The sequence below is a fragment of the Fluviicola sp. genome, from assembly GCF_039596395.1.
In the GTDB taxonomy this organism is placed as follows: Bacteria; Bacteroidota; Bacteroidia; order Flavobacteriales_D; family Crocinitomicaceae; genus Fluviicola.
Genome location: NZ_JBCNJT010000001.1, coordinates 889,140 through 912,962, shown reverse-complemented (window position 1 = coordinate 912,962; position 23,823 = coordinate 889,140). Strand labels below are relative to the sequence as shown.

Genomic DNA, 23,823 nt, shown 5'->3' with positions numbered 1-23,823 from the left:
TTCAGATTAAAGTCGAGTTCGAATATGAGGGAACCCTTCTCTCAGTTTGTTCTTATTCTCTGATTTTTTCATTTGCTTTTATTTATTCACATTTAAATGCTTAAGGCAATGAAAAAAATGTTACTTGCAGTTAGTGTATTCTGCATCCAATACACACAAGCCCAAACGGTTGTTACGTTCGACGACTTAACACTTGCTCCCAACACACATTGGGACGGTTCAGATTCTACAGGAGGATTTACTTCCGGTGGAGTTTATTTTGAAAACAGCTATTCCGGCTACTGGTCCGGAGGATTTATCTACTCCAGTTCCACAGATGTCACTACTGCCGGATACACCAACGACTTTTCCGCTTTTACCGGAACAGGAGGAAACGGAAGCCAGAATTATGCTGTCAACTACGGGAACTCATCCATCGATTTCGGATCTGAAAAAGTATTGAGCAGCATTCAGTTGACAAATACCACATACGCTGCTATTTCCATGCGCGACGGTGATGCTTTCGGGAAAGTATTCGGTTCACCGAATAATGCTCAGGGAAATCCTGACGGAACAAACGGTGAGGACTGGTTCCGTTTATTGATCATCGGGAAAGATGCTCAAAGCAACACAACGGATACGGTTGTTTTCTACCTGGCAGATTACCGTTTTGCAACTAATGCACAAGATTATATTGTAAATACCTGGCAAACTGTTGACCTGACTTCACTGGGAGAAGTTCAGTTCCTGGAATTCGAACTGGAATCTTCCGATGTAGGTTCCTGGGGAATCAATACTCCGGCTTATTTTGCCTTGGATAATATCACATACGGAACCGCTTCCCTGAACAAATTAAGCCTTGCGAGCCAGGAAGTTTATCCGAACCCTTCTACGGGAAAATTCACGGTTAAATCTGCCAACGGACAAATCAATGTTTACGCTTTGTCGGGAGAATTGATCTTATCCCAACAAACAAACGGAATCCAGGAAATTGATTTAAGCGCGGTCCAGGCCGGAACGTACCTGATTGAAACAAGCACTTCCGAAGGAATTGCACGAACTCGCATCAGCAAGATCTAATTGTTTTTACGGTTTTCCATACCAACCCTGTTGATTGCAACCTCTTGTCCGGTTTTCGGGCAGGAGGTTAAACCTATTGAAGAGGTGGTTATTTCTCCGGTCAACGAAAAGGAAAACAGCATTCAGATCGAATTATCGAAAGATAAAATCCAGAACAAATTAGCCAATGACCTGGGACAGATCCTGAACCTGCTTCCCGGACTTCAAATTAAAAACTACGGAGATGTCGGCGGACTGAAAACCGTCAGTTTTCGCAGTTTGGGCGCCGGACATACCGCTTTGGTCCAGGACCATTCTTCCGTTTCGACCACACAAAGCGGCCAGGCAGATCTTAGTTCCTTCCCTGTTGATTTCATTGAAAAACTGGAATTAATCACCCTTTCCCCTACCCGCACTCAAATCCCCATTCATGCAAAACTTGCCGGAGTGGTTGTCAATGTCGAATCCGTTCATTCGTACGTAGGCACAAACCAGCGAAATTTTATCCTTGGTGCGCAAGCCGGATCGTTTGATCAATACGAAGGTTATTTGATGCTGCAAAAACGTTCTGCAAAATGGGCCGGAACACTAACCGGGAAAATCCGTTCATACGGAGGATCCTACCCTTACACCTACCTGAACGGCAATACAACCATCAAAGACCGGAGAGAAAACAACAGTTTACTGGAATATTTCGGGACCGCCTCCATTCAGTTTTCACCCAATCAATACCACCGCTTTCAACTCCGGGTTTCCGGAAATGAATACCGCAAAGAACTGGCAGGAGCAGTAATCTTCTACAACAGCAACGCCGCGCAATATTTAAACGGTTACGGACTCAGCGGAGCTTTGAACCATCAATTCCAAAAGAACCGCTGGAATGTATTTTCTTCGGTCAATTATCAAAAGAATAACCTTCAATACCTGGATTCCACTTACCTGAATTCACAAGGCTATCTCGATTCACGCTATTATTCGGCCCAATTTGATGCACAATCACAGGCTGCTTATTCCATCACGGAAAAATTAGACTTACTGATCGGAAGTTCCTTCATTTCTGAAGAATTGAAAGGAAAAACATTGGTCGGGAACCCTTACCGGAATACTTCCGAAAGCCTGTTGGGGATTGAATGGAAAGCCATCGGGAAAATTCTGGTCCAAGTGGGACTACAGGGTGTTTTTGAAAAGCGCGACACCACGCTCAACAGTCAATGGAACTTATTACCGGCCGCTTCCTGGAGTTTCGACCTTGGAAGCAAAAACAGGATTGGGGTCGTTTACCGGTATACTTGCCGGCAGCCTTCCTTCAGCGAACTGTACTACCAGCAAATCGGGAACACCAAACTCCGGACTGAAAAAGCACACATTGCTTCGCTGCGTTACGATCTGACACTTCCCTTCAAAAAGGGGATTTCTCAAACAATGATCCAGCCGTTCTATTCATATGTCTACGACAAAATCCTGGCAATTCCGACCAAAAACCTCTTCATCTGGAGCATTCAAAACATCGGGATATCCGATGCCTGGGGAGTGGAATTTACCGAATTCATCCAGAAAAAGATCAAACAACATACTTTAGGAATGCGCATCAACTATACCTTCCAGTACACGCAGGACATCAGCGATCCACTCAGCCCGACTTACGGACACCTATTGAGTTATTCGCCCCTGCACTCCGGAAGCGTGGAACTCGATTATTCCTGGAAAAGGTTGAATTTCTACGTTCTGGGATCTTATTTGGGTGAGCGCTATGCACTGAACCAGAATATTCCGTCGAATTTGCTCGAAGGCTATTTCTTACTGGATGCAGGAGCTTCTTACACGCAAAAATTAAAATCCAGCGAACTCACCCTTCGCCTGAGCGTCAATAATATTACCAACAGGCAATACAGTTATATCAATTACTTTGTAATGCCGGGAACACATTTTAATATCAGACTTCAATATGCACTCTAAAATTCTTCTCATACCCGTGATTGCCCTTTTCGCATTTTCCTGTAAAAAGAAAAAGGTGGAAGAACCGGAAGCCCCGCAAACGCTTCAGCATGGAATGCTCGTTCTGAACGAAGGGTTGTTCCAGCAAAACAATGCTACTTTGGGTTGGTACAGTTTTTCTGAAAACGCTTATACGAGCAATTTTTTCGAGCAAAAAACCAATCGTTCACTGGGCGACACCGGAAACGACATGCAGCGTTACGGAGGAAAGATTTACGTCATTGTGAATGTTTCCAGTACGCTGGAAATACTCGACGCCTCCACTGGGAACAGCATCAGCCAGATTTCCATGATTGCCAACGGAACTCCAAAACAGCCGCGTTACATTACCTTCTACGGACCGAAAGCATACATTACTTGTTATGATGGATTTGTAGACGTATTGGACACCGCTTCATTGAGTATTACCAATCGCATTCAGGTCGGCGCAAACCCGGAAGGGCTCACAGTTAGCAACGGAAAATTGTTTGTTGCAAATTCAGGAGGATTGAACTTCCCGAATGTCGACAGCACCGTTTCCGTCATTGATTTGGGAAGTTTACAGGAAATCACCCGGATCACAGTCGGTAAAAACCCCGGATCCATTCAAACGGACCCGGGCGGAGATGTGTATGTCATCACACGCGGTGATTACGCCTCCATTCCTTCACGCATGCACCGCATCAATGCCAATACGAACACACTGGCGCAATCCTTCACATTCGATGCCAGCGGAATTTCGCGGTTCACTAACAACTTCCTGATCTCTTACCACGATTTCAGTTCGGGAAATAACCGCATTGCGCTCTTCGATACCAATACGGAAACCATTGTCAACCCGCAATACATTTCGACTTCCGGAATCCAGACATTGTATGGTATCTACTATTCCAACATCACCAACAAAGTCTATTGTCTGGATGCAAAAAATTACACCGTGACCGGACAGGTTCATGTATTTTCTGCGAACGGCAATTTTGAAACAAGTTATAACGTGGGATTAAACCCAACAAGCATTTTAATCTATGAATAAGCTCATTCTATTCCTTTTAATCCTGCCTGGCTTTGTAAATGCTCAAAGTTTTCATCCTGCTCCGGGAAACCCTGGAACGAATGCCATAAAAAAAGACAGTTCCTGTTTTGTTTCATGGGCAAGCGGAGGAACAATTCAAAGAGGTTATCTGGATATTGCGGATACCACCATTATAGTAAGCGGATCAAACCGGGCAAGTTTCGGGAACCTGAACCTGGCGTTGGGGCCTGCAACCGGATCCGTTACTGATGTTGTTTCCCTGGGAGACAGTGGCATTGCAACCTTAAGCTTCGACCAATTCATTATGGATGGCCCGGGTTACGATTTTGCCATTTTCGAGAATGGATTTATGGATGATTACATTGAAATGGCTCACGTAGAAGTCAGCTCCGACGGTGTTCACTTTTTCCGTTTCCCCTCTACCAGTGAAGTCCAGACAGTCACACAGGCTTCCAACGCTTCCTATACGGATTGCAGAATGATCAATAACCTGGCGGGAAAATACCGTATCGGCTACGGAACTCCTTTTGATCTGAGTGATCTTCCAAACGACCCGGACCTGAACAAATCTGCCGTAACATTGGTCAGAGTCATTGATGCAATCGGTGCGATCTCGGGTCATGTAACTACCGATCAATTCGGGATGATTATCAACGATCCTTATCCCACAGCTTTCGAATCAGGCGGTTTTGACCTGGAAGCGATCGGTATTATCAATGGAACGCTAGGATTGACAGACCTGGAAGCTTTGAATGTACAGGCATTCCCGAATCCAGCAACCGATCAACTCCAAGTTACCCTTAACGGCGAAGCAATTTTAAACCTGTATGCTCCCGACGGACGATTATTGCTGACAGCCAATCATACCCACTCAACGTTCATTTCCATGGAAGATTTTGCTACCGGAATGTACCAATTGCAGCTCATTCAAAACGGTAAACAACAGAGGTTGAATATTTTGAAAAAATAAATTCCAATTTTCAATTATTATTGAAAATATTGTATATATTTGATTCATGGAATTAGAACAAGCCAAGCAGCAATTCATTCAGACATGGGGAAACTTCGGTACTCAATGGGGAATCAATCGTTCCATGGCCCAGGTCCATGCGCTTTTAATTGTAAGTGACAGTCCGCTTTGTACGGAAGACATTATGGAGCGGCTTTCCATTTCACGCGGGAATGCCAATATGAATATCCGTGAATTGGCTAATTGGAATTTAATTTACAAAGAGAGCATTGCCGGCGACCGCAAAGAATATTTCCGGGCAGAAAAAGATATGTGGGAAGTGGCCAAACGCATTGTAAAAGAACGCAAGCGAAGAGAGCTTGAACCTTTGCAGCAGCATTTGGCGGAACTAAAAAAAGTAGAACAATCCTACGAGTCGATTTCCTTCGTGGCTACCATCGAAAACATCGAACGTTTGGTGAGCCGATTGGATTCTTTGTCGAGCACTTTAATGAAAGCAGACGAACACGTGTTCTTTGGAAAAATATTGAATTTATTCAAATAGAAGGACTTAGTTCCCTTTTTTTGAATTTAATTTTCAAAATATATTGAAAGTTTTGAATTAATAATAAATAAAAATATCATGGAAAATATTGCACTACTCTACGACGAAGATTGTCCGCTGTGCCGCTGGTACACACGCATCTTTGTGAAATACAGAATTATCGAACCCGACGGACGGATTTCTTACAACCAATATGTTGCAGCGCATCCCAACGACATAGATACCAATATTGCGCAAACAAAAATTGCCTGTCTCAATCACCAGACAAACGAAGTTCTTTACGGAATTGACGGATTGGTAGCTCTTCTGGGAAAAAGGTTTATACTCGTACGTATTCTTGGAAATTTCAAACCCATTAACTGGTTGCTCAAATTGCTTTATTTACTCTTCAGTTACAACCGGAGAATTTTCGCACCGGTTAAAAAAAGAAACTTCGAATGTGTGGCATGCGAACCTGCCAAATCTCTTACCTGGCGAATCATTTTCATCGGTCTGATGAGTTATCTGACTTACCTGATCGTTCATTGGTACTTCGAAAGTTTTCTGACTGATTACCTGGTACTCAATCCTGTAAACGATATTCTTTTACTACTCGCTCAAATTGGTTTTCAGTGGCTGGCATTCACTGCCCTGGGACAGGAAAACAGTTATGATTATTTAGGGCACCTGGTCTTCACTTCTTTCCTGGGAGCGCTTGCACTGCTCGTTTTTGGGATCGGACTGAAATTTTTAGACTTCACCGGAATCCACACCGACTTTCTGGCAGTTGTTTGTTACGGAACAACGGTTGCATTCATGTTCTTTGGGCACAAAAGACGGCTTGCACTGAAAGACTGGAGTCAAAAATTAAGCCTCAGCTGGATTTTATTCCGATTGTGCATTTACCCGCTCGTTTTCCAACTTTAAAACTTTGCTATTATGAAAAAAATCGTTCTCTTCGCTGCAAACGGGTTCATCGGAGAATCCATCATCGATTATACCAACGAGTATCAAAAAGATTATCAGCTGGTTGCCGTATCCAGAAAACCGATGCTGCAACTTCCCGAAGGAATCAAGAATGTGTTATGGGACGGAAAAACAACCGGTCCCTGGGCAAAAGAGCTCGAAGGAGCTGATTTGGTAATCAATCTTGCCGGAAAATCCGTGAATTGCCGGTATACTGCAAAGAATAAAGCAGCTATTTTCGCTTCCAGGTTGGACAGTACCCGCATTATCGGTGAGGCTATCCAGGATTGCGAACAAAAACCCGTTTGCTGGATCAATGTTGCAAGCGCCACGATTTATGAACATTCCCTCGACCATCCGAACACAGAAGCAAACGGAATTATCGGGAAAGGTTTTTCTGTCAACGTTTGTAAGGCCTGGGAAAAAGAATTCTTCGCCTTCAAAGATCTTCCTACCAAACAAATCGCCCTGCGTTCTACCATTGTACTGGGCAAAAACGGTGGTGTTTACCCGGTGCTGAAAAAACTGGCGCGTTTTGGATTGGGAGGAAAAATGGGGCCGGGAAATCAACTGATCAGCTGGATACACATCCGTGATTTTTGCAGGGCACTTTTCTTTGTAGCTGAAAAGGAAAACCCTCCTGCTATTTATAATTTCGGTTCTCCGGATCCGGTTCGAAACCAGGTATTTCAAAAAGAACTGCGCGATAGTCTTGCCATTCCTTATTTCATCAATCAACCCAAATGGATGCTGCAATTGGGAGTTGTTTTTCTGGGAACGGAAACCGAATTGATTTTAAAGAGCAGGTACATATTTCCGGAAAATTTACTACAGGAAGATTTTCATTTTGAATTCCCGACTGTCCGGGCTTGTTTGGAAGAACTAAAGCACTAACTATCAGCTATGTGTTATTTGACGTTCCTTTTTTAGACTTCTAACAGAAGGACATAAATTCATTATATTTTAACATAATAGCTCTGCCAAAACAACCTTTTTTTCAAATTATGCATACCTTCACGCAACGTATTAATTAATTATTTCGTTTTATAACCAACGAATCAAACTTGAGATTATGAAGAAAATAGGCGTATTAGCAAAATTAACCTTACTGGCTCTGGGTTTCCTGATGTTGAGCGGTAATGTTTTTTCCCAAAGCAAGATACCGGTAACTACTATTAAAAATGAATGGAACCTTTTCCAGGAAGTACAGGGAATCAAATTCTTTTCCAAAAAAGAAATCCACACAGCTGAAGGCGGGCCTTTAGATGTGGAATATGTTATCGTTAAATTGGAAAACACAACAGATAAAGACTTAACAGTTGCTTATTCTTTGGCAGTACATTACAATATGGGCTGTAATGGTTGCAGCAGCCGTGAATACTATAAAACGTTGACTATTCCGGCACATTCGTCCATCGAAGGAAATCCTTCAAACGGGCGTTCTCCGTTGTCTGAACTTTTGATCAACCACAATCAGAAAAATGGTTGGAATCCTCTATACATCAGTACGGAAAACCTAATCATTAAATAAGTTAGTTATGAAAAAATTATTACTATTCTTCGGTGTTTTGGCCACTTCAAGCCAATTATTCGGTCAGTGCTACGTTTCCGTTTCACCATTGGATACAACGGTTTGTCCGGGTACTCCTGTAACTGTAGACGTACTGGCATCCATTTTGAACTCCAACCAATCTTTCGACTTCAACACAAGTTCCATTCCTTCGGGTTGGTCAACAGTGGGAGGTCTTGGATTTACACCTTCATGTGCTCCGGCTTCGCCTGACGGAACTCCGTTCTACTGGGCATCTACCTCTTCATCGGGTGTGACTCCGGGTATTACAACGGCTGGTTTCGATATTCACTGTCCGGGTGGTTATGTAAACTTCGAAATGATTTATGCGAATACAATCTCTTCTCCATGTGAGCAGCTTGACCAGTGGAATGAGGGTGTTGCTTTGCAGTATAGTACTGACGGCGGAGCTACATGGATAACTATGGCTTACTGGACATGGGACGGAACTGTTTTAACAAGTATCCCTACAACTATGACTCCCTATGCAACAGGTACAACATCTATGTCAGTTTGGGGAGCATACACGGTTCCTATTCCTGCAGCAGCGAATACTACCAACACAGCTTTCAGATGGTACCAGCAAAACACATCCGGAAACGGGTATGACAACTGGGGATTGGATAACATCGTTATTAACGCGATGGGAGGAAACTGTTCTGCAGCCCTTACATTGCTTTGGAGCAACGGTTTAACAGGAGATTCCAATGATATCATTGCAGGACCTGCAGGTACGGATTCAACATTCACAATTGCAGTATACGATTCATCCGGCGTGTTACAGTGTACATCTTCACCGGTGACTATTCACTCGTATGATGATAACTTAACATACAACTTGCAGGATTACGCTTATTCTTACTGTCCTACAACAAATCCTTCCGTTCAGGTAACAAACATTTCAGGATCAATTCCTCCATATTCTGTTAACTGGACAGATCTTTCAAGTACCAGCAATCCGCAGGCTTTACCTACAGGTGGTGCTGAACATGATTCGATTACTTATCACGTTACCATTACAGACGGTTGTGGATTCAACAGGCAGGATAGCGTCACCCTCGTGGTCAATAAAATCCTGAATATCGATTCACTGGTTGCTTATGATGCCAGTTCATGTTTGACTGACGGAGCTGTTGTAGCTTATGTTTCAGGACTTACTGCTGTAAACAACCAGCCTATGTACAACTGGCATGGACCGGGAGCAACGAATCCTTCATTCATCAACTCAACTGTTTGGACAAACCGTTCTCCGGGATGGTACTACTTCATGGTAACGGATGATGTTTGTTCGGATATGGACAGCGTTCAGATCAGCATTAAAAATGCTCCTGTAGCCATTATCGATGCAGATCCGTTGGCTGGTTGTACACCATTCAACGTTGCATTTGAAAACAATAGTCAGAATTCAACACATTACCTGTGGGATTTTGGTGACGGAACGGTTATCAACGTAAACAACGCAAATACTCAAAACCACACTTATTCCGGTAATGCAGTAATTATGTTGGTTGCTTATGACGATGCAAACTGTTCTGATACAGCTTATGTGACAGTTTCCGCACAAACATGTGGATGTACAGACCCGTTGGCAATCAACTATGATCCTACAGCAGTTCAAAACGACGGATCTTGTTTGTTCCCTGAGCCTGTATTCGACATTCCGAACATCTTTACACCGAATGGTGACGGAGACAATGATTTCTTTGAATTCGTAGTTACCAACTATTCAAACATTGAATTCAGTGTTGTAAACCGTTGGGGAAATACCGTATTCCAGGGATCAGGTATGAATCCGAAATGGGATGGAAAAATTGACGGAGTTGTTCCGGCTGACGGAGTATATTTCGTTACTTACAAAATCTCAAGTGTAAAAGGCGAGAAAGTAGTCGAAGGACAAACTTTTGTTCACCTTGTAAGATAATAAATTCACTTTTTTAGGAAAGCCCCGACGATAAATGTCGGGGCTTTTTTTTTACTTTTGATCGTCAAAAGATGTTTTTTATTCTCTCGAAAATATTGCTTTTTACCATCAGCCCTTTTACCTGGTTGCTGATCGCCCTTTATTTTGCATTCTTCTCCAAAAAGAGCATCCGGGCTAAAAGAGGAAAATATGCAGCAATCTTTATTGCCCTGTTTTTCAGCAACACCTTTGTTTTTAAGGAATTCTGCCGGCAATGGGAAGTTTTCGGTACGCCACCTTCCGAAATCAAACATTACGACGTTGCAGTTGTATTGACCGGGATGGCTGAATACAACAACGATCTGAAGGTGTTGAGCGCAAGAAGGGGAATCGACCGGATCTGGCAAACCATTTCATTGTACAAGTCCGGAAAAATTGATCGCATCCTGATTACCGGCGATCACGGTTACATCATCGATAAGGGGCTTCATGAAGCCTCACAATTGAAAGAAACTCTTGTTAAATGGGGAATTCCGGAACATGTAATTATTACGGAAACCAAATCCAAAAACACGTATGAAAATGCTGTTGAATCGAAGAAAATACTTGACCGTTTGTTCCCGAATTCAACATCCGTGCTATTGGTAACTTCCGGGAAGCACATGCGCCGTGCAAGAGCTTGTTTCGTGAAAGCCGGAGTGAAATGTGACACCTATTCAACGGATTTGTACACCGGTCCGAAGCGTTCCTATACCTTTGACGAGCTGATAATACCGGATGTAAGCACCATGAATGACTGGCACGGATTATTGAAGGAAATGTTCGGCTACGTGGCTTACGACCTCACCGGAAAGATCTGATCAGTTTACTTTCTTTTCTTCGGGCCCTTCAATAATGATCAAAGGTCCTGAGCCGGATCCTTCGCCTTGTTCCCGGTTGTATTTAACTGCATTGCAAACTCCGATGATAGCCGGGACAGGAAAAGCAATCCATCCTGCATAATCAAACCACTTAGCCTTGACTTTCAGTGATTCCACCTGTGCCCTGCCAATTGAATCCCGGTAATCGATGTAGCGAAAAGTATTTCTCCCGACCGTCGTTTTAATACCGATGGTATCCGGAAAAGGGTTGTATAAAAAATCCCATCCTTTTCTGTCCGCATATCCCGCATCGTTTTGAAAATTCGGGTTGATCCTGTTGAAATACAAAAATCCTTCGCGATTGCAATCCACTTCTACCGGGTGTTCATCGTGCACACCGGTACTCATGATTGCCGGAAGCCCCACGCGCACCAGGTAAGCAAATCCCATGCGTCGACTTTGAAGATAATGTCCGTACTCATGCTGGAAAATGCGGTTATCGGGATTGGGAGCACTGTTCTTTTTAGCCAGGATGTAATTCCCGAAACAAATACCTGTCCATGCCACGTTCATGTTCAACAAGGTACTTCCATTCGGATAAGAGACCGTATTGACTTTACACAACACCGTATTGTAGAAATGTGCCATAAAAAATCCGATGCCCGTTTGTGGCCCCTGGTAAGTAAACCGGGAACCTACTTCCAAAAAGCGCTTTCCGGAGGTGGAATTGGTATCCGAAACAAATAACCCTCCCCAGATACGCGCATCGTTTCTTGCACTCAGGTTCGCCCGTTTCCAGGCAGCTTTCCATCTTTTCTCCTTGTTCTTGACCAATCCGGCTATAAAACCGCTAACCCAGGAATCGATAATGATGTAATCCGGAGTTTTTGGAGCTGTATGGGACGCATGTGAAGGCAATACAAAAAACAGGCACAAAAGTGCCGGAAATATAGATTTAAAGAGCTTCGTCAAACGTTTCATTGCTATTCTAACGAATGAAGGATTTATTTATGATTTCAAACTTAAAAATAATGTAATTTAGATTGCGATTTATTACTTTACGCTATGAAACAACTCTTATTCTGCTTTTCAATCTGCTTGCTGATTGCTTCCTGTTCCGACAGTCCGGAAAAAGAAACTGCTGACCAGGCAAAAACCGATCAGGAAACCACCAATAAACCGGAAGAAACAGCAACAGACACCGTTCCCAAACGGAATCCCGTTGTTCGCAACCTCACTCCCGACCAGGTTAAAAAGCTGAATAAAATCCTTCCTGAAAAGACGGTAAATTCCATGGTGGCCTATCTTGATTCGCTTTCTTATGTTCATACAGACAAAGATTTTGCACGTGTTTACCACGCAGGAAAAAAAGTATTCGGAGATATTGAAAAAGCGGTTTCGAAGAAATTCCCCGACGGTTATAACGGCATGGAGGCTTTGAGTTTCATCAATAAATCCTTTGCATTCCGTTCTTCCTGTGAAGCTGAGTGTACCGAATTCGTTTTGGATTACAACTTCCTGGCCCTTCAAAAGCTCGCAAAATACACGAAAGGAGAAGCCGATGATGATTTCATGGCCTTGAAGATTCTAGCGGAAGGAGATCAGGGAAGACATGAACCGGGCTGGTTGAACTTCTTTGAACGCACCTGGGATTACGGTGGCGGCTCCTTGTTGGGAGACACCAACAATTACAAATTCCTGAGTGGTTCCTTCCAGGTGATTCAAAAAAGCGATTTGTTCAAAAAAGACCTGCTTTTACTTCGCGAACGCGTAATCAACGATATGGAACACCGGATTTACATGTACCCGAAACCGATTGTACTGGCAGAAATAAACCGCATCCTGAAAACAAAAATCTTGTCGTACCCGGAAGCGAACCGGATTTTATTGCTCAAACAAAGCATTGAAAGAGACCAAGAAGAACCGGCCTTACAGTTTAATTGTGCAGATCCGGAATCCAATTGCGACTGGGGAGGATAACTTAATCAAGTTAAAAAGAGTTCAAAAGAGTTCAAAAGAGTTCAAAAAGTTCCGATAGCTATCGGAATCAAAAAGTTTAAACAATTCATTTGAACCATTTGAGCTATTGTCTTACGTTTTTACAAGGCAATTGAAAGCCCAATCCTCCGGTTCCCATGAACTGATCAAGCGGTCGTGCATGCCACGGATCTGTTTGGTGAATGTATTGACATTCCAGAAAGAAATAGAAGAATTTATAAACGTGATAATTTAATCCTGCTTTTACGGCAAAAGCCGAGTTGTAAATGCGTTCGCTTCGTTCATTGGTCTGGATAGCTGAAAAACCGACCTGCAATCCTACAAACGGGTCTAATCGCTTTACAGGAAAGTAACGCATGAATCCTGCCTGAACCTGTACATGATCGTTGACATAACCCGGTTTCGACTGAGCACCGATGAACTGGTAAATGTCTCCTCTGAAACTGTATTTATCATCAAAGTGATAATTCAGGTATCCGCCGACGTATAAATTCAATCCTTTTGTATTCAGTTGCTGAGAAGGATAAATACTCCCGGTCGTTTGCAGCAATCCGGCGCGCTGGCCTTCGGCAAGAATCTGTGCATCCGTAAAATTGGTTCCGGTGAGAAAACCCAAAAACAAGATGCCTATTTCCTTTTTGATTTCCATAAGTCTGCCAATTTATAGTTTAACGTCAACGAGGTCAGTAAATATCCTTCGAGCGAACCTCCCTTGTGCTTTTCAAAATGAACACTTCCGTCTTCTTCCACTTGCGAATGGATATCTGTTCCCAAATGGATCATGTATTGACTGGAAAGTGAAACATCAAAACGCGGCGTCAGATTGAAATGAACTCCTGCTCCACCCTGTACTGCACTGCTCCAGCGCTCAATTTTATTCGTGCGGTCTGCCAGTTCTGTTTGCAAGGTGCGGTCAAAGCAATGTCCTGCAACAATGTATGGCTGAACTTTAGGAGTTGGATTTTGAAGCAGGTAAAATAGAACACTCCAACCAATATGCAGGTCATTTCTACGCGTATATTCATTGGTTACGGGCAAGTAATCCATGAACCATTCCGTGTTCACCCGGTCGGATAACTGATGTCTCATTTGTCCTCCCAAACCAACTGCCGGGCGTTCGTGATCTCCGTTAAATGCACTCAGGGTTGTTCTTTGTCCAAAAGACAGGATTCCTCCTCGTCCGCCTTTCAAAGGCAAATCCTGGGCAGATGTATGATACGAGAGGATCACAAACAGCAAGATGCATCTCTTTTTCATAATAGGTCCGTTTATAGAAGTAATCGTTTTCTGGTAAAACGTTACGAAAGTAGTAATTAGTATAAAACAGAAAGGGACGTCCCGGCTAAGCCTGGACGTCCCCATCATATTGTTTTTTATAAAAAATCAGATTTAGATTCCCAATTTCCCCAGAACAGCGTCACTGACTCCTGTTGTGGAATAACCACCGTCGTGGAATAAGTTCTGCATCGTAACCATTCTCGTTAAGTCAGAGAATAACGTGATACAGTAATTTGCACAGTCTTCCGCGCTTGCATTTCCAAGCGGAGCAATCGCATCTGCATAGTCGTAGAAATCACCGAATCCTTTAATACCTGTTCCGGCAGTTGTTTTAGTCGGAGACTGGGAAACCGTATTGATACGTACTTTTTTCTCCAAACCGTAGTGGTAACCGAAACTTCTTGCGATTGATTCAAGCATTGCCTTGATATCAGCCATATCCGTGTAGAAAGGATAAGTTCTCTGAGCAGCCATGTATGTTAGAGCTACTACACTTCCCCACTCATTGATTGCATCCATGTTTTTCGCTACGGAAAGCATTTTGTGCAGTGACAAAGCAGAAACATCAATTCCTTTTTGGAAAAAGTCGTAGTTCAGGTCCTGGTAAGGAATGTTCTTGCGAATATTCACACTCATACCGATCGAGTGAAGTACGAAATCAATCTTACCACCTAAAATTTCCTGAGCTTCTGTGAAAAGCTTCTTCAAATCTTCTGTATTTGTTGCGTCGGCAGGAATAATCTGTGAATTCGTCTTTGCAGCCAATTCATTAATCTCCCCCATTCGCATTGCAATTGGAGCATTTGTTAAAACAAACGTCGCGCCGTGTTCATGTGCTTTTTCAGCAACTTTCCAGGCAATTGAATTTTGGTCCAATGCTCCGGTAATGATTCCACGTTTTCCTTCCAATAATTTTGACATAATTGTTTGATTTGGGAACAAATTTAGAATTTAATTTCAAGCCTACAAGGAATATTTCCAGCTATCATTGGAATTCGGCGGAATTCACTAAAATCGGATGCTTATCTGAAAAAATGCCGGTTAATCGAATTCGAGTTTCAAACCGTCAAAAGCTGCAAATACATTTGGAGGCAATTCTCTTTCGATCTCTTCATGTGTTCCGAAAAGATGCGAAATATGTGTCAAATAAGCACGTTCCGGCTTCACCTGGTCTATAAAGCGCAAAGCTTCTTCCAGGTTGAAATGTGAAATATGCGGCTCTTTCCGCAAAGCATTCACTACCAATGTTTTTACTCCTTTCAGCTTTTCAATTTCTTCCGGTTCCACTGTTTTAGCATCCGTTATATAAGCGAAATCAGCTATCCGGAACCCCAAAACAGGCATGAAATAGTGCATCACTTCCACCGGAATAACCGGGATACTTCCCGAAAGCTTAAATGGTTTATTCTCAATGTTGATGATATTCAACTGGGGAATTCCCGGGTATTTATCTTCCTGGAAGGCGTAATGGTATTCACGTCTCAATGCAATTTCAACAGCTTTTGAGCAATAGATGTCCATATCCCTGCTTTCAATAAAATTGAAGGCTCTCACATCATCCAGCCCAGCCATGTGATCTTTGTGTTCATGTGTAAACAGAACTGCTTCCAGGCTTTTCACCTTGAATTTCAGCATTTGCTGCCTGAAATCCGGGCCTGCATCAATCACATAATTCCTTCCTGCAATTTCCAGCAGAACCGAACAGCGCAAACGATTATCCTCCGGTTTCTGCGAAGTGCATACGTGACACTCACAAGCTATTACCGGAACTCCCTGCGATGTTCCCGAACCCAATATCGTTGCAGTAAATTTCATGAATTACGCGACCGGATTACCTGGATTAATAATACGGTCCATCCGACGATCATCAGCAATCCGCCAATAGGTGTAACCGGGCCAAAAACTTTGGACAAGGAACCGCCTGCATGCACTTTGGAGTAAGTCAATCCGTAAATACTTCCTGAAAAGAAAATAGTTCCCAGAAGTAACAAATAGAAAACTGCTTTGCCAGAAATTGCAAAACGTGTTGTGATAAACGGAATGATTAAAAAGCCCAGCCCCTGGAAAAACTGGTATTTCGTAGCAGTATCAAAAGCTGCCAGAATATCGTTGTCGGAAGTTAAATCCTTTAATCCATGAGCACCGAATGCTCCTAAAATGATTGCAATGATGACCAGTATCAGACCGGTTATTACCCATTTCTTCTCCATAATTTTAAAGATAGGAGAAAAAAGAGAATCAGGCCTCTTTGACCTTCGAAATTATTTCAACCAGCGTGTATTTGAATCTTTCAGCACCTGTTTTTCCCGGTTGAGCATCTACTTTCACGATCACATCGTAGGTGTATCCTTCTTCATAATCAAATCCTTCAATCGGCTGCTGAAGCACTTCCCAGGAATCCATCCCGATGGTTGCTCCTTTCTGAACCGAAAAACAATTGGCCGCACCACCCGGCTGGCAAGCTACACGATGAGCCTGTATGCGCATTTTACTGATTTCTCCGGCGTCTGAATAAACAGTTCCATCGGAATTCTTTGCCTCAGAATGAAAAGCAGTTGCAGCAAGCGAAAGTGTTATGAAAAGAACCTTGAACATAATTCGTGTATTTGTTAGTAAAGATACGGTAAAGTGGGATGTTAAAATTGAAAAAGTTAAAAGTTCAACGGGATATCATTACTAATTCTTTTTTCTCACTTTTAACATCGATTCTTTAACTTCAGTTCATCAATTCGATGGCAGAAGAACGCGCTAGGTCTGTGACCTGTTCACCGGAAATCAGTTTCGCAAGCGCTTCAATACGCTGATCTTTGTTCAACTCGTGAATTTCAGAAATCGTTTGACTGTTTGCGTGTGACTTGGATACTTCGAAATGGTAATCTCCTTTTGCAGCGACCTGTGGAAGGTGTGTAATGGCAAAAACCTGCAAATGTTTTCCCATCTGCTTCAGCAATTTCCCCATTCTCAAAGCAACTTCGCCGGAAACTCCGGTATCGATCTCATCCAAAATCAAAGTAGGAAGGGATTTCTTCTCACTCATGATCAATTGGATAGCCAGCATCACCCGGGACAATTCCCCGCCGCTTGCAGCTTTTTCGATGGGCTTTAATTCCAGGCCTTTATTCGCCGAGAAAAGGATCTGAATACTCATTCCGCCGTTTGCGTCCATCTTTTCAGATCTTTCAAGCAGGATTTGGAAGCGGGAATGTTCCATTTTCATTTCCGTCAGCAATTCCAGTAAATACCCTTCCAGTTTTGAAACAACCGCGGATCGTTTCCCGAACAATTTCTCCGACAATTGCTGTAATTCCTGCTCTTTCTTATCAATTTCTGCCGTTAATTCAGCAATGCGCTCATCCGAAGAATCGGATTCTTCCAGTTTGCTTTCCAGGCTATTGAAATAAGCGATCAATTCTTCCTGGGTCGAGAAATGATGCTTTTTTAAGATCTTGTTGTATTCGTCCAGTGATTCGGTTAAGCGAAACAACGTTTCCGGATCGCCTTCCAACTGGTTCAGCTGCCTGTCCGAATCTCTGGAAATTTCCTGCAATTCCGCAATGACTTCCTGCAGCCTGACAGAAATACTGTTCAGATCAACATCTGCATTTTTCCACTTGTCGATATGAACTTTCAATCTTCTAAGCTGGTCTGTTGCGCCGTTTTCCTGTTCCATTGCCTGGATAACCGAGGAATATGCTTCTTTCAGATCATCCAGTTGCGACAACTTATTAAAATCGTTTTCCAAAGCAGCATAATCTACCTGGTCCAGGTTTAACTGCTGAATTTCATTCAACTGGAAGCGGATATAATCCAATTCCTGCAACTGGCTCGATCGGGACGATTCCAAACGTTCACGGGTTGTCTTCAACCGATGGATCTGGTTGTAAGTTGCTCCTACCTGCTGGGCAAGATCCAGGCTATCGGCATATGAATCCAGTAAATCAAACTGAAACTTCGTTTTTTTAATTTCCAGTGTTTCGTGCTGCGAGTGAATATAGACCAATTGCTCGGTCAATTCTTTCAACTGGTTCAATTGAACCGGTGTATCGTTAATGAAAGAACGTGATTTTCCCTGGCTGGTAATTTCTCTGCGAATCAGTGTTTCCGGCTCCCAATCGATATCCTCACGGATAAACCAATCCTTAAAGCTTTCATTTAACTGAAAGACGGCTTCAACGATGGTTTTCTTTTCCGGGTCGCGGATGACAGAAAAATCGGAACGTTCTCCCAATATGAGGTTCAATGCACCAAGCAATATGGATTTTCCCGAACCTGTTTCTCCGGTAATCACATGCAGTCCATCGTGAAAATGAAGGGAAACATGTTCAATCAAAGCAAAATTTTGAACGGAAAGGGATTTCAACATTAATTCAGAATTTCTTCGTATTTGGTTGAATTCGCAGGGTCAATTTTCTTTAATACCGCTACGATCTGTGTTTTCTCTTCCGGCTTTGCAACAGAATAGAGATTCTTCAACTCATTCAATTTGCAATACGCGAAGTTGATGATATTGATCGTATTTGGCCGTGCTGAAGCTACTTTGGATAATTTATCCAATGCATTGTAGATCGCTTTTTTCGCATCGTCCGGTTTGTCGTATAAATGATCCATTCCCAAACGGTGGTATTCGTAGTAGCATTCTCTCAAAGGCTCGAACAACTGCTGCAAAGCATTTTCCACCAGCCAATAGCGGTTCTTTTTTCCCTGTTCGTTGGATTTCCATCCCTTTGCGGAAGAAGTCTGTGCATTCGTCACAATTTGCTGTGCTTCCTGGAAATACTTGGTTCCGCCCTGTTTGGAAAAAGAATCAAAATCCAGTGCAATAATATAATACGCATAGAATGCCAGAACGGAAGACAAATTATCCCTGAACTGGTTCTTGGCATAAATCACCTGGCTGCTTCTCGTATAGGTAAAATCCAGGTTGTCGTCCTGGAAATTAAATAAAGTCGTATTGTAAGATCCGTTGTAAACCGGTCTGCTGGACTGAACCTGGATAGACCCGGTAAATTCCCCGTTATTAATGGTATTGATCTGTAATTGCAGCTGACAATTGATGCGTTCTTCCACTTTGAACTTTTCATCGGTCCACTTGGTATTGTTCATCAATTCGGTAACAACCTGTTTCAATTGCTCAAACAATTCTTTTTCAGCAGAAGTTACCTCGGTTTTGATATTGGTAATCAGTGAAACCTGACAGTTCAATTCCTGGGAATAGCCTCTTGCGATAAGCGTCAAAAAGACAAGGGTTAGAATTTTATTCATAGATATTATTCATCAGTTCATTCAACAGCAAGAAAGCCAATTCTTGCTTTGATTGTAACTCAAAGCTACACATTTTATTGTTTTTAAAGAGTAATTTAACGGAATTCGTATCCGTTCCGAAACCAACTCCCGGTTCCCCCATTTCATTCAGCACAATGGCATCCAGATTCTTTTTTTCAAGCTTTCCTTTAGCATAATCCAGGCCGTTTTGGGTTTCCAAGGCAAAGCCGATCACTTTTTGGTTTTCTCCTGATCTATTGGAAGCTGCCCAGGACAAAATATCGGGGTTCTTTTCCAAAAGAATTTCCAGTTGATCGGCTGTTTTCTTGATCTTCTGGCTTTCGGCAACCGCCGGACGATAATCTGCAACCGCGGAAGCGAATATCCCCATGTCGGTTTGTTTCCAGTTATCCTGTACTGCCTGCAGCATATCGCGCGCAGAAGTTACACGGATCAATTCGATGTTTTTGTGTTTTGTGCTCAGGCTGCTTGGGCCGCTGATTAAAACAACTTCTCCCCCTTTCGATGCAATTGCTTCTGCCAGGGCAAAGCCCATTTTTCCCGAAGAATGGTTCCCGATAAAACGTACAGGATCTATCGCCTCGTAAGTCGGCCCGGCAGTAACCAGGAATTTCTTTCCCGAAAAACGTTTGTCAGCATGAAAATGATCCAGCATGTACTGAAGCAGCACTTCCGGCTCAGCCATTCTTCCCTGCCCTTCCAGTCCGCTTGCCAAAAAGCCGCTTTCAGCCGGAATGATCGTATAACCGAATGATTCCAGGCGGGCCAGGTTGTCTTTGGTTGTCTGATGCTGATACATATCCAGGTCCATTGCCGGAGCAATATAAATCGGGCACTTGGCACTCAAATAGGTTGCCAGCAGGAAATTATCTGAAAAGCCGTGAGCCATTTTTGCCAGTGAATTGGCTGTCACCGGGGCGAAGATCATCACATCTGCCCACAAAGCCCATTCGACGTGGTTGGTCCATTCACCGGTTTTGGAATCGTAGAATTCAATTCCTACCGGGGATCCGGATAAGGTGGAAAGCGTAAGCGGTGTTATAAAATCAGAAGAGGCAGGAGTCATCATACATCTGACCTCTGCCCCTTGTTTCTTTAATAATCTTACGAAGGATGCTATTTTGTACGCTGCGATTCCGCCAGTAATACCAACCAGAATCTTTTTTCCTTCTAAAGACATATCGAGTTTAGATTACTCTTGATTTTTTCTGGTATAAATTTGTCCGTCCTTCAACTCTTCAATTGCAACAGCAACCGGCTTCGGAAGTTTTTCATAAAAGCGGGAAATTTCAATTTGCTCGCGGTTTTCGAAAATCTCTTCCAAATTATCTGTGGATGAAGCGAACTCCTGCAATTTAGCAGTCAATTCTTCTTTCATTGAAGAGCTGATTTGATTCGCTCTTTTGGACAATACTACAATCGATTCATAGATATTACCTGTTGTCTGCTCTAAATCAATTGTATCACGCGTTACAGTTGAACGCTCAGCATTGTTGTTTTTGAAGCTCATTTCTTCTATTTATTTACTTGTTAGATTCGGGAACATCGATCTTTTTCAATTTCTCAATATACCCTTCGAATTCGCGAAGATAGTTTGAATTTGGGAATTCTACAAGAAAAACGTTGAATCGTTCTTTTGTTTTTTCAATTCGTTCCGCAATCTTTGTATCCACACTATTACTTGCCAAATGGTAGGAATTGCGAATTAAAATTGCCCAGGCTTCTTCCCGGTAAACAGATCGCGGATAATTATCCAGGAATTGCTCTCCGCTCACTACTGCTGCACGGTAATTTTCCGTTTTGGAATACAACCTCACCGTCATTATATCTTTTGTTTCCAGCTTGTAACGCAACTTGTCCATGATCGCATTGCACGTATCCAGCAATTCCGAATTCGGGAAACGCGTTACAAAGTTCTGAAGCTCATTCAATGCAACTTCCGTTTCATGCTGGTCCAACGACACTTCCGGACTGTTCTGAACCGCACATACCGCAGCCAGGAACGTTGTTTCTTCCACTTTCGGGGAATATGGGAACTTGGATGGAAATGCAGCCAGGTAATAACTTGCCAAATACCAGTCTTCCACGGCAAAACATGCTTTCCCTAAACGGTAAAAAGCCACTTCTCCCTGCGGAGAACGCGGGCTTCTTTGGTAAACCTGCTCATACAAAGCCACACATCTCTCGTATTTTTCAGAATCATACAAGCGGTTCGCTTCCGTGAATTTCGCTTCGTAATCGTCTGATTTTAAGATGCGGTTATACGAGTTGCAGCTGCCAAGTGTTATTATGGTAAGAAGTAAGAAAATCCATTTCATGACGACAAAAATAGGAGAAATCCCATAACGGCAAACGTGGCGGAAATATTGTTTCTGAAAAGTTAACAAGTTAGAAGAGTTCAAAAAAGAGGTCAAACTGTTTAAAGAGTTCAAGTAGTGATCTCGAAAATGGTTAATCAAAGAGAAAAATAACCGTTATTAAAAGTTGTTTTGAACTTTAAACTAATTTCCCCGACTTAATCTCCATCAGGCGCAATAAACGGTCCATGTTCGGAGCTTCGTCTTCAAAATACCTGCGCGTTTTTTCGATTTTGGTCTCCATGGAGTCATCCCGTTCAAATTCAGGATCAAATCTGAAATAATGCCATTTTTTGTGTTTGCGCAATTCTTCCTCGAATTCGTTCTGTGCCTGTTCGGAGAATTGTTGTTCCAGGTCCGCATCTTTGTGTTTTCCTGAACCGATACTCACAATAACTACCGAATCATCCTGATACAAACAATCCGCATAGTGCATAGCCTGTAAAATCGGGTTCGGAGCAAACTGGCTGGCATTCATCAATCTTCTGTAGCCCAACTTGATAAATTGCTGTTCATTCGGGTTTCCCATACAAGCTTTGAGGACAGAATCAATTTTGATGGATTGCTGAGTGGGCCTGCTATCTGAAAACTGAAACAATTCATCGGAATCGACATCATACGTCATGAAGAGAAAATGTTTCCGCAACGCATAAAGCGTGTCATCTTCATCAAAAAGGCGGGAAACCATTTCTTTGCTGTATCCATTGTTCTGGTAGCGCAGCAATTTCTCCAACGCTCCCAACTCTTCTACTAAGGAAATTTCCTGTTTTGCCAGCAGGCTTGCCAGTAATACACTGTCTCCGGAAGCAACCAGCAGATCAATCCAATTGTAAAGGGAACGGTCAATATCTACAGCGTGAATTCGGCGCGACAATGCACTTAATCCGACTATCGGAACAAGTAAGGCATCTGAGCCTCCATCTGTTACCAAAACAATTCTGTAGTTGCACGACATACCAGCAATTTATGAAAACCACTAGTATGAACCAAATTTTTAACAGCTAATTTTAGTTAAACGAAATTTTAAGGTGATTCGTCTTTATCTGACGCGTAATTGTCGACCAACTTGCAAAAGTGTCGTTGGGCGGATCCCGTTCAACTTACAAAGCCTGGAAACCGTTGTATTGCTTTTTGCGGCAATCTGAGACAAGGTGTCTCCGGTTCTGATCTTGTAATATTTGCGGGTAGCAGCAGCTTCTGTTCTTGCCTGAACTGCCGCAATGGATTCTCCTGAAATTTCTTCATCCGTTGGTTTTGCTCCCGGACGGAACAATCTCTTTTGCACCAGCAGGTTTTCGTCCTTGAGTTCTTTTTTCGCGAAATCGATCACTTCTTCCGGGTTCATCGGTGCATCGTAGAAACGCACTTCGAAGTGCAGGTGAGCTCCGAATGAACGCCCGGTGTTTCCACCCAATCCGATCGGTTCACCGGCTTTCACTTCCTGGTCAGGAGCTACCAAATGTTTGGAAAGGTGCGCATAGAATGTTTCCAGTCCGTTGTGGTGACGGATAATAACCAGGTTACCGAAACCTCCGTCGTTCCATTTTGCGTAACGCACACGTCCTGAAAAAGCAGCTTTTACGGTATCTCCTGTTCTCAGGTTCAAATCAATTCCGTTGTGGTATCTTCCTTTCCGGTATCCGTAGCGGGAAGTTACGATTCCCGGTACCGGGCATACAAACTCTTTATGCAGGTCATCAACCATACACAACCAGATCGTATCGTTTAAACGAGACATATCCGGTCTGTCGGAAGAAAAACAAATATCATTGTTCCAGGTTTGGATCAGGTTCAGGTTTGTATCTGCCTGGATCTGGTTGAACAAGGCTTCATTCATGATACCGTCGAACTCTTCATCCAGTAAGAATTTCCATGTTCGATTGGAGTAGATAACCATTTTACCTTTTTCAGTATCCACGGTGTCGATCGGAGTTTGAGCGAAAACCGAAAATGAACTGAAGAAGAGCAGGAAATAAAGAATTTTGTTCATAATTAAAGCCTTGGTATTTTCTGGGGTGCGGCAAAACTAACAAAAAAAAGCCACTTTTCAGCTGAAAAAAAACGTTAATTCAA

General features: G+C 42.8%; 25 protein-coding genes. 11 read left to right on the top strand and 14 right to left on the bottom strand.

Annotated elements, in window-relative coordinates:
• Nucleotides 1-108 precede the first annotated feature (108 nt).
• The 10 genes from ABDW02_RS03805 to ABDW02_RS03760 all read left to right on the top strand — a co-directional run bounded on the left by ABDW02_RS03805 (nt 109) and on the right by ABDW02_RS03760 (nt 10,834).
• Nucleotides 109-1,059, top strand: a complete 951-nt coding sequence (locus ABDW02_RS03805; protein WP_343632249.1) for a DUF4465 domain-containing protein — start codon at nt 109-111, stop codon at nt 1,057-1,059.
• 30 nt (nt 1,060-1,089) lie between these two features.
• Nucleotides 1,090-2,994: a TonB-dependent receptor plug domain-containing protein gene (locus tag ABDW02_RS03800; protein WP_343632247.1), complete on the top strand. Its 1,905-nt coding sequence runs from the start codon at nt 1,090-1,092 to the stop codon at nt 2,992-2,994.
• Nucleotides 2,995-3,049: 55 nt separating this feature from the next.
• A complete protein-coding gene (locus tag ABDW02_RS03795; protein ID WP_343632245.1) occupies nt 3,050-4,045 on the top strand; it encodes a YncE family protein in 996 nt (331 codons plus the stop codon).
• Nucleotides 4,038-5,015 carry a T9SS type A sorting domain-containing protein gene (locus ABDW02_RS03790; RefSeq protein WP_343632243.1) on the top strand — a complete coding sequence of 326 codons (978 nt, stop codon included), beginning with the start codon at nt 4,038-4,040 and terminating at the stop codon, nt 5,013-5,015. The genes ABDW02_RS03795 and ABDW02_RS03790 overlap by 8 nt, the downstream gene beginning before the upstream one ends.
• A gap of 46 nt (nt 5,016-5,061) precedes the next feature.
• Nucleotides 5,062-5,559, top strand: coding sequence for a MarR family transcriptional regulator (locus ABDW02_RS03785; RefSeq protein WP_343632241.1), 498 nt, complete (start codon nt 5,062-5,064; stop codon nt 5,557-5,559).
• Nucleotides 5,560-5,637: 78 nt separating this feature from the next.
• Complete coding sequence (locus ABDW02_RS03780; RefSeq protein WP_343632239.1) at nt 5,638-6,465, top strand: hypothetical protein; 828 nt, start codon at nt 5,638-5,640, stop codon at nt 6,463-6,465.
• 12 nt (nt 6,466-6,477) lie between these two features.
• The gene (locus ABDW02_RS03775; RefSeq protein ID WP_343632237.1) at nt 6,478-7,398 is read left to right on the top strand and encodes a TIGR01777 family oxidoreductase; all 921 of its coding nucleotides are present in this window, start codon (nt 6,478-6,480) and stop codon (nt 7,396-7,398) included.
• Nucleotides 7,399-7,576: 178 nt separating this feature from the next.
• Entirely contained in the window at nt 7,577-8,035 is a 459-nt protein-coding gene (locus tag ABDW02_RS03770; protein WP_343632235.1) for a hypothetical protein, read from the top strand.
• Nucleotides 8,036-8,042: 7 nt separating this feature from the next.
• On the top strand, nt 8,043-9,995 hold the full coding sequence (locus ABDW02_RS03765; RefSeq protein ID WP_343632233.1) for a gliding motility-associated C-terminal domain-containing protein: 1,953 nt from the start codon (nt 8,043-8,045) through the stop codon (nt 9,993-9,995).
• Nucleotides 9,996-10,066: 71 nt separating this feature from the next.
• Nucleotides 10,067-10,834, top strand: a complete 768-nt coding sequence (locus tag ABDW02_RS03760) for a YdcF family protein (protein WP_343632231.1) — start codon at nt 10,067-10,069, stop codon at nt 10,832-10,834.
• On the opposite strand, the gene ABDW02_RS03755 is transcribed toward ABDW02_RS03760, so the two are convergent.
• Nucleotides 10,835-11,815: a hypothetical protein gene (locus ABDW02_RS03755; RefSeq protein ID WP_343632229.1), complete on the bottom strand. Its 981-nt coding sequence runs from the start codon at nt 11,813-11,815 to the stop codon at nt 10,835-10,837.
• A gap of 84 nt (nt 11,816-11,899) precedes the next feature.
• Here ABDW02_RS03755 and ABDW02_RS03750 point away from each other — a divergent pair, with 84 nt between their 5' ends.
• The gene (locus ABDW02_RS03750; protein ID WP_343632227.1) at nt 11,900-12,814 is read left to right on the top strand and encodes a hypothetical protein; all 915 of its coding nucleotides are present in this window, start codon (nt 11,900-11,902) and stop codon (nt 12,812-12,814) included.
• A gap of 103 nt (nt 12,815-12,917) precedes the next feature.
• Here the strand turns inward: ABDW02_RS03750 and ABDW02_RS03745 are convergent, their stop codons facing one another.
• The 13 genes from ABDW02_RS03745 to ABDW02_RS03685 all read right to left on the bottom strand — a co-directional run bounded on the left by ABDW02_RS03745 (nt 12,918) and on the right by ABDW02_RS03685 (nt 23,740).
• A complete protein-coding gene (locus ABDW02_RS03745; RefSeq protein WP_343632225.1) occupies nt 12,918-13,481 on the bottom strand; it encodes a hypothetical protein in 564 nt (187 codons plus the stop codon).
• Entirely contained in the window at nt 13,460-14,089 is a 630-nt protein-coding gene (locus ABDW02_RS03740; protein ID WP_343632223.1) for a hypothetical protein, read from the bottom strand. Before ABDW02_RS03740 ends, ABDW02_RS03745 begins: the two co-directional genes overlap by 22 nt.
• Nucleotides 14,090-14,221: 132 nt before the next feature.
• A complete protein-coding gene (locus ABDW02_RS03735) occupies nt 14,222-15,031 on the bottom strand; it encodes an SDR family oxidoreductase (protein ID WP_343632221.1) in 810 nt (269 codons plus the stop codon).
• Nucleotides 15,032-15,151: 120 nt separating this feature from the next.
• Nucleotides 15,152-15,925, bottom strand: a complete 774-nt coding sequence (locus ABDW02_RS03730) for an MBL fold metallo-hydrolase (RefSeq protein WP_343632219.1) — start codon at nt 15,923-15,925, stop codon at nt 15,152-15,154.
• Entirely contained in the window at nt 15,922-16,320 is a 399-nt protein-coding gene (locus ABDW02_RS03725; RefSeq protein WP_343632217.1) for a DUF423 domain-containing protein, read from the bottom strand. Before ABDW02_RS03725 ends, ABDW02_RS03730 begins: the two co-directional genes overlap by 4 nt.
• Nucleotides 16,321-16,348: 28 nt before the next feature.
• Nucleotides 16,349-16,705 (bottom strand): DUF4377 domain-containing protein, encoded by a 357-nt coding sequence (locus tag ABDW02_RS03720; protein ID WP_343632215.1) that lies wholly within the window; start codon nt 16,703-16,705, stop codon nt 16,349-16,351.
• Nucleotides 16,706-16,826: 121 nt separating this feature from the next.
• The gene (gene recN, locus ABDW02_RS03715) at nt 16,827-18,473 is read right to left on the bottom strand and encodes a DNA repair protein RecN (protein ID WP_343632213.1); all 1,647 of its coding nucleotides are present in this window, start codon (nt 18,471-18,473) and stop codon (nt 16,827-16,829) included.
• Nucleotides 18,473-19,372, bottom strand: a complete 900-nt coding sequence (locus ABDW02_RS03710; RefSeq protein WP_343632211.1) for a DUF4835 family protein — start codon at nt 19,370-19,372, stop codon at nt 18,473-18,475. Before ABDW02_RS03710 ends, recN begins: the two co-directional genes overlap by 1 nt.
• Entirely contained in the window at nt 19,365-20,573 is a 1,209-nt protein-coding gene (gene coaBC, locus ABDW02_RS03705; protein WP_343632209.1) for a bifunctional phosphopantothenoylcysteine decarboxylase/phosphopantothenate--cysteine ligase CoaBC, read from the bottom strand. The genes ABDW02_RS03710 and coaBC overlap by 8 nt, the downstream gene beginning before the upstream one ends.
• A 12-nt stretch (nt 20,574-20,585) precedes the next feature.
• The gene (locus ABDW02_RS03700; protein WP_294670142.1) at nt 20,586-20,903 is read right to left on the bottom strand and encodes a DNA-directed RNA polymerase subunit omega; all 318 of its coding nucleotides are present in this window, start codon (nt 20,901-20,903) and stop codon (nt 20,586-20,588) included.
• A gap of 13 nt (nt 20,904-20,916) precedes the next feature.
• Complete coding sequence (bamD, locus tag ABDW02_RS03695) at nt 20,917-21,711, bottom strand: outer membrane protein assembly factor BamD (RefSeq protein ID WP_343632201.1); 795 nt, start codon at nt 21,709-21,711, stop codon at nt 20,917-20,919.
• A 178-nt stretch (nt 21,712-21,889) separates the two neighbouring features.
• Nucleotides 21,890-22,705, bottom strand: a complete 816-nt coding sequence (locus ABDW02_RS03690; protein ID WP_343632200.1) for a hypothetical protein — start codon at nt 22,703-22,705, stop codon at nt 21,890-21,892.
• An 84-nt stretch (nt 22,706-22,789) separates the two neighbouring features.
• Nucleotides 22,790-23,740, bottom strand: coding sequence for a M23 family metallopeptidase (locus tag ABDW02_RS03685; RefSeq protein WP_343632198.1), 951 nt, complete (start codon nt 23,738-23,740; stop codon nt 22,790-22,792).
• Nucleotides 23,741-23,823 lie beyond the last annotated feature (83 nt).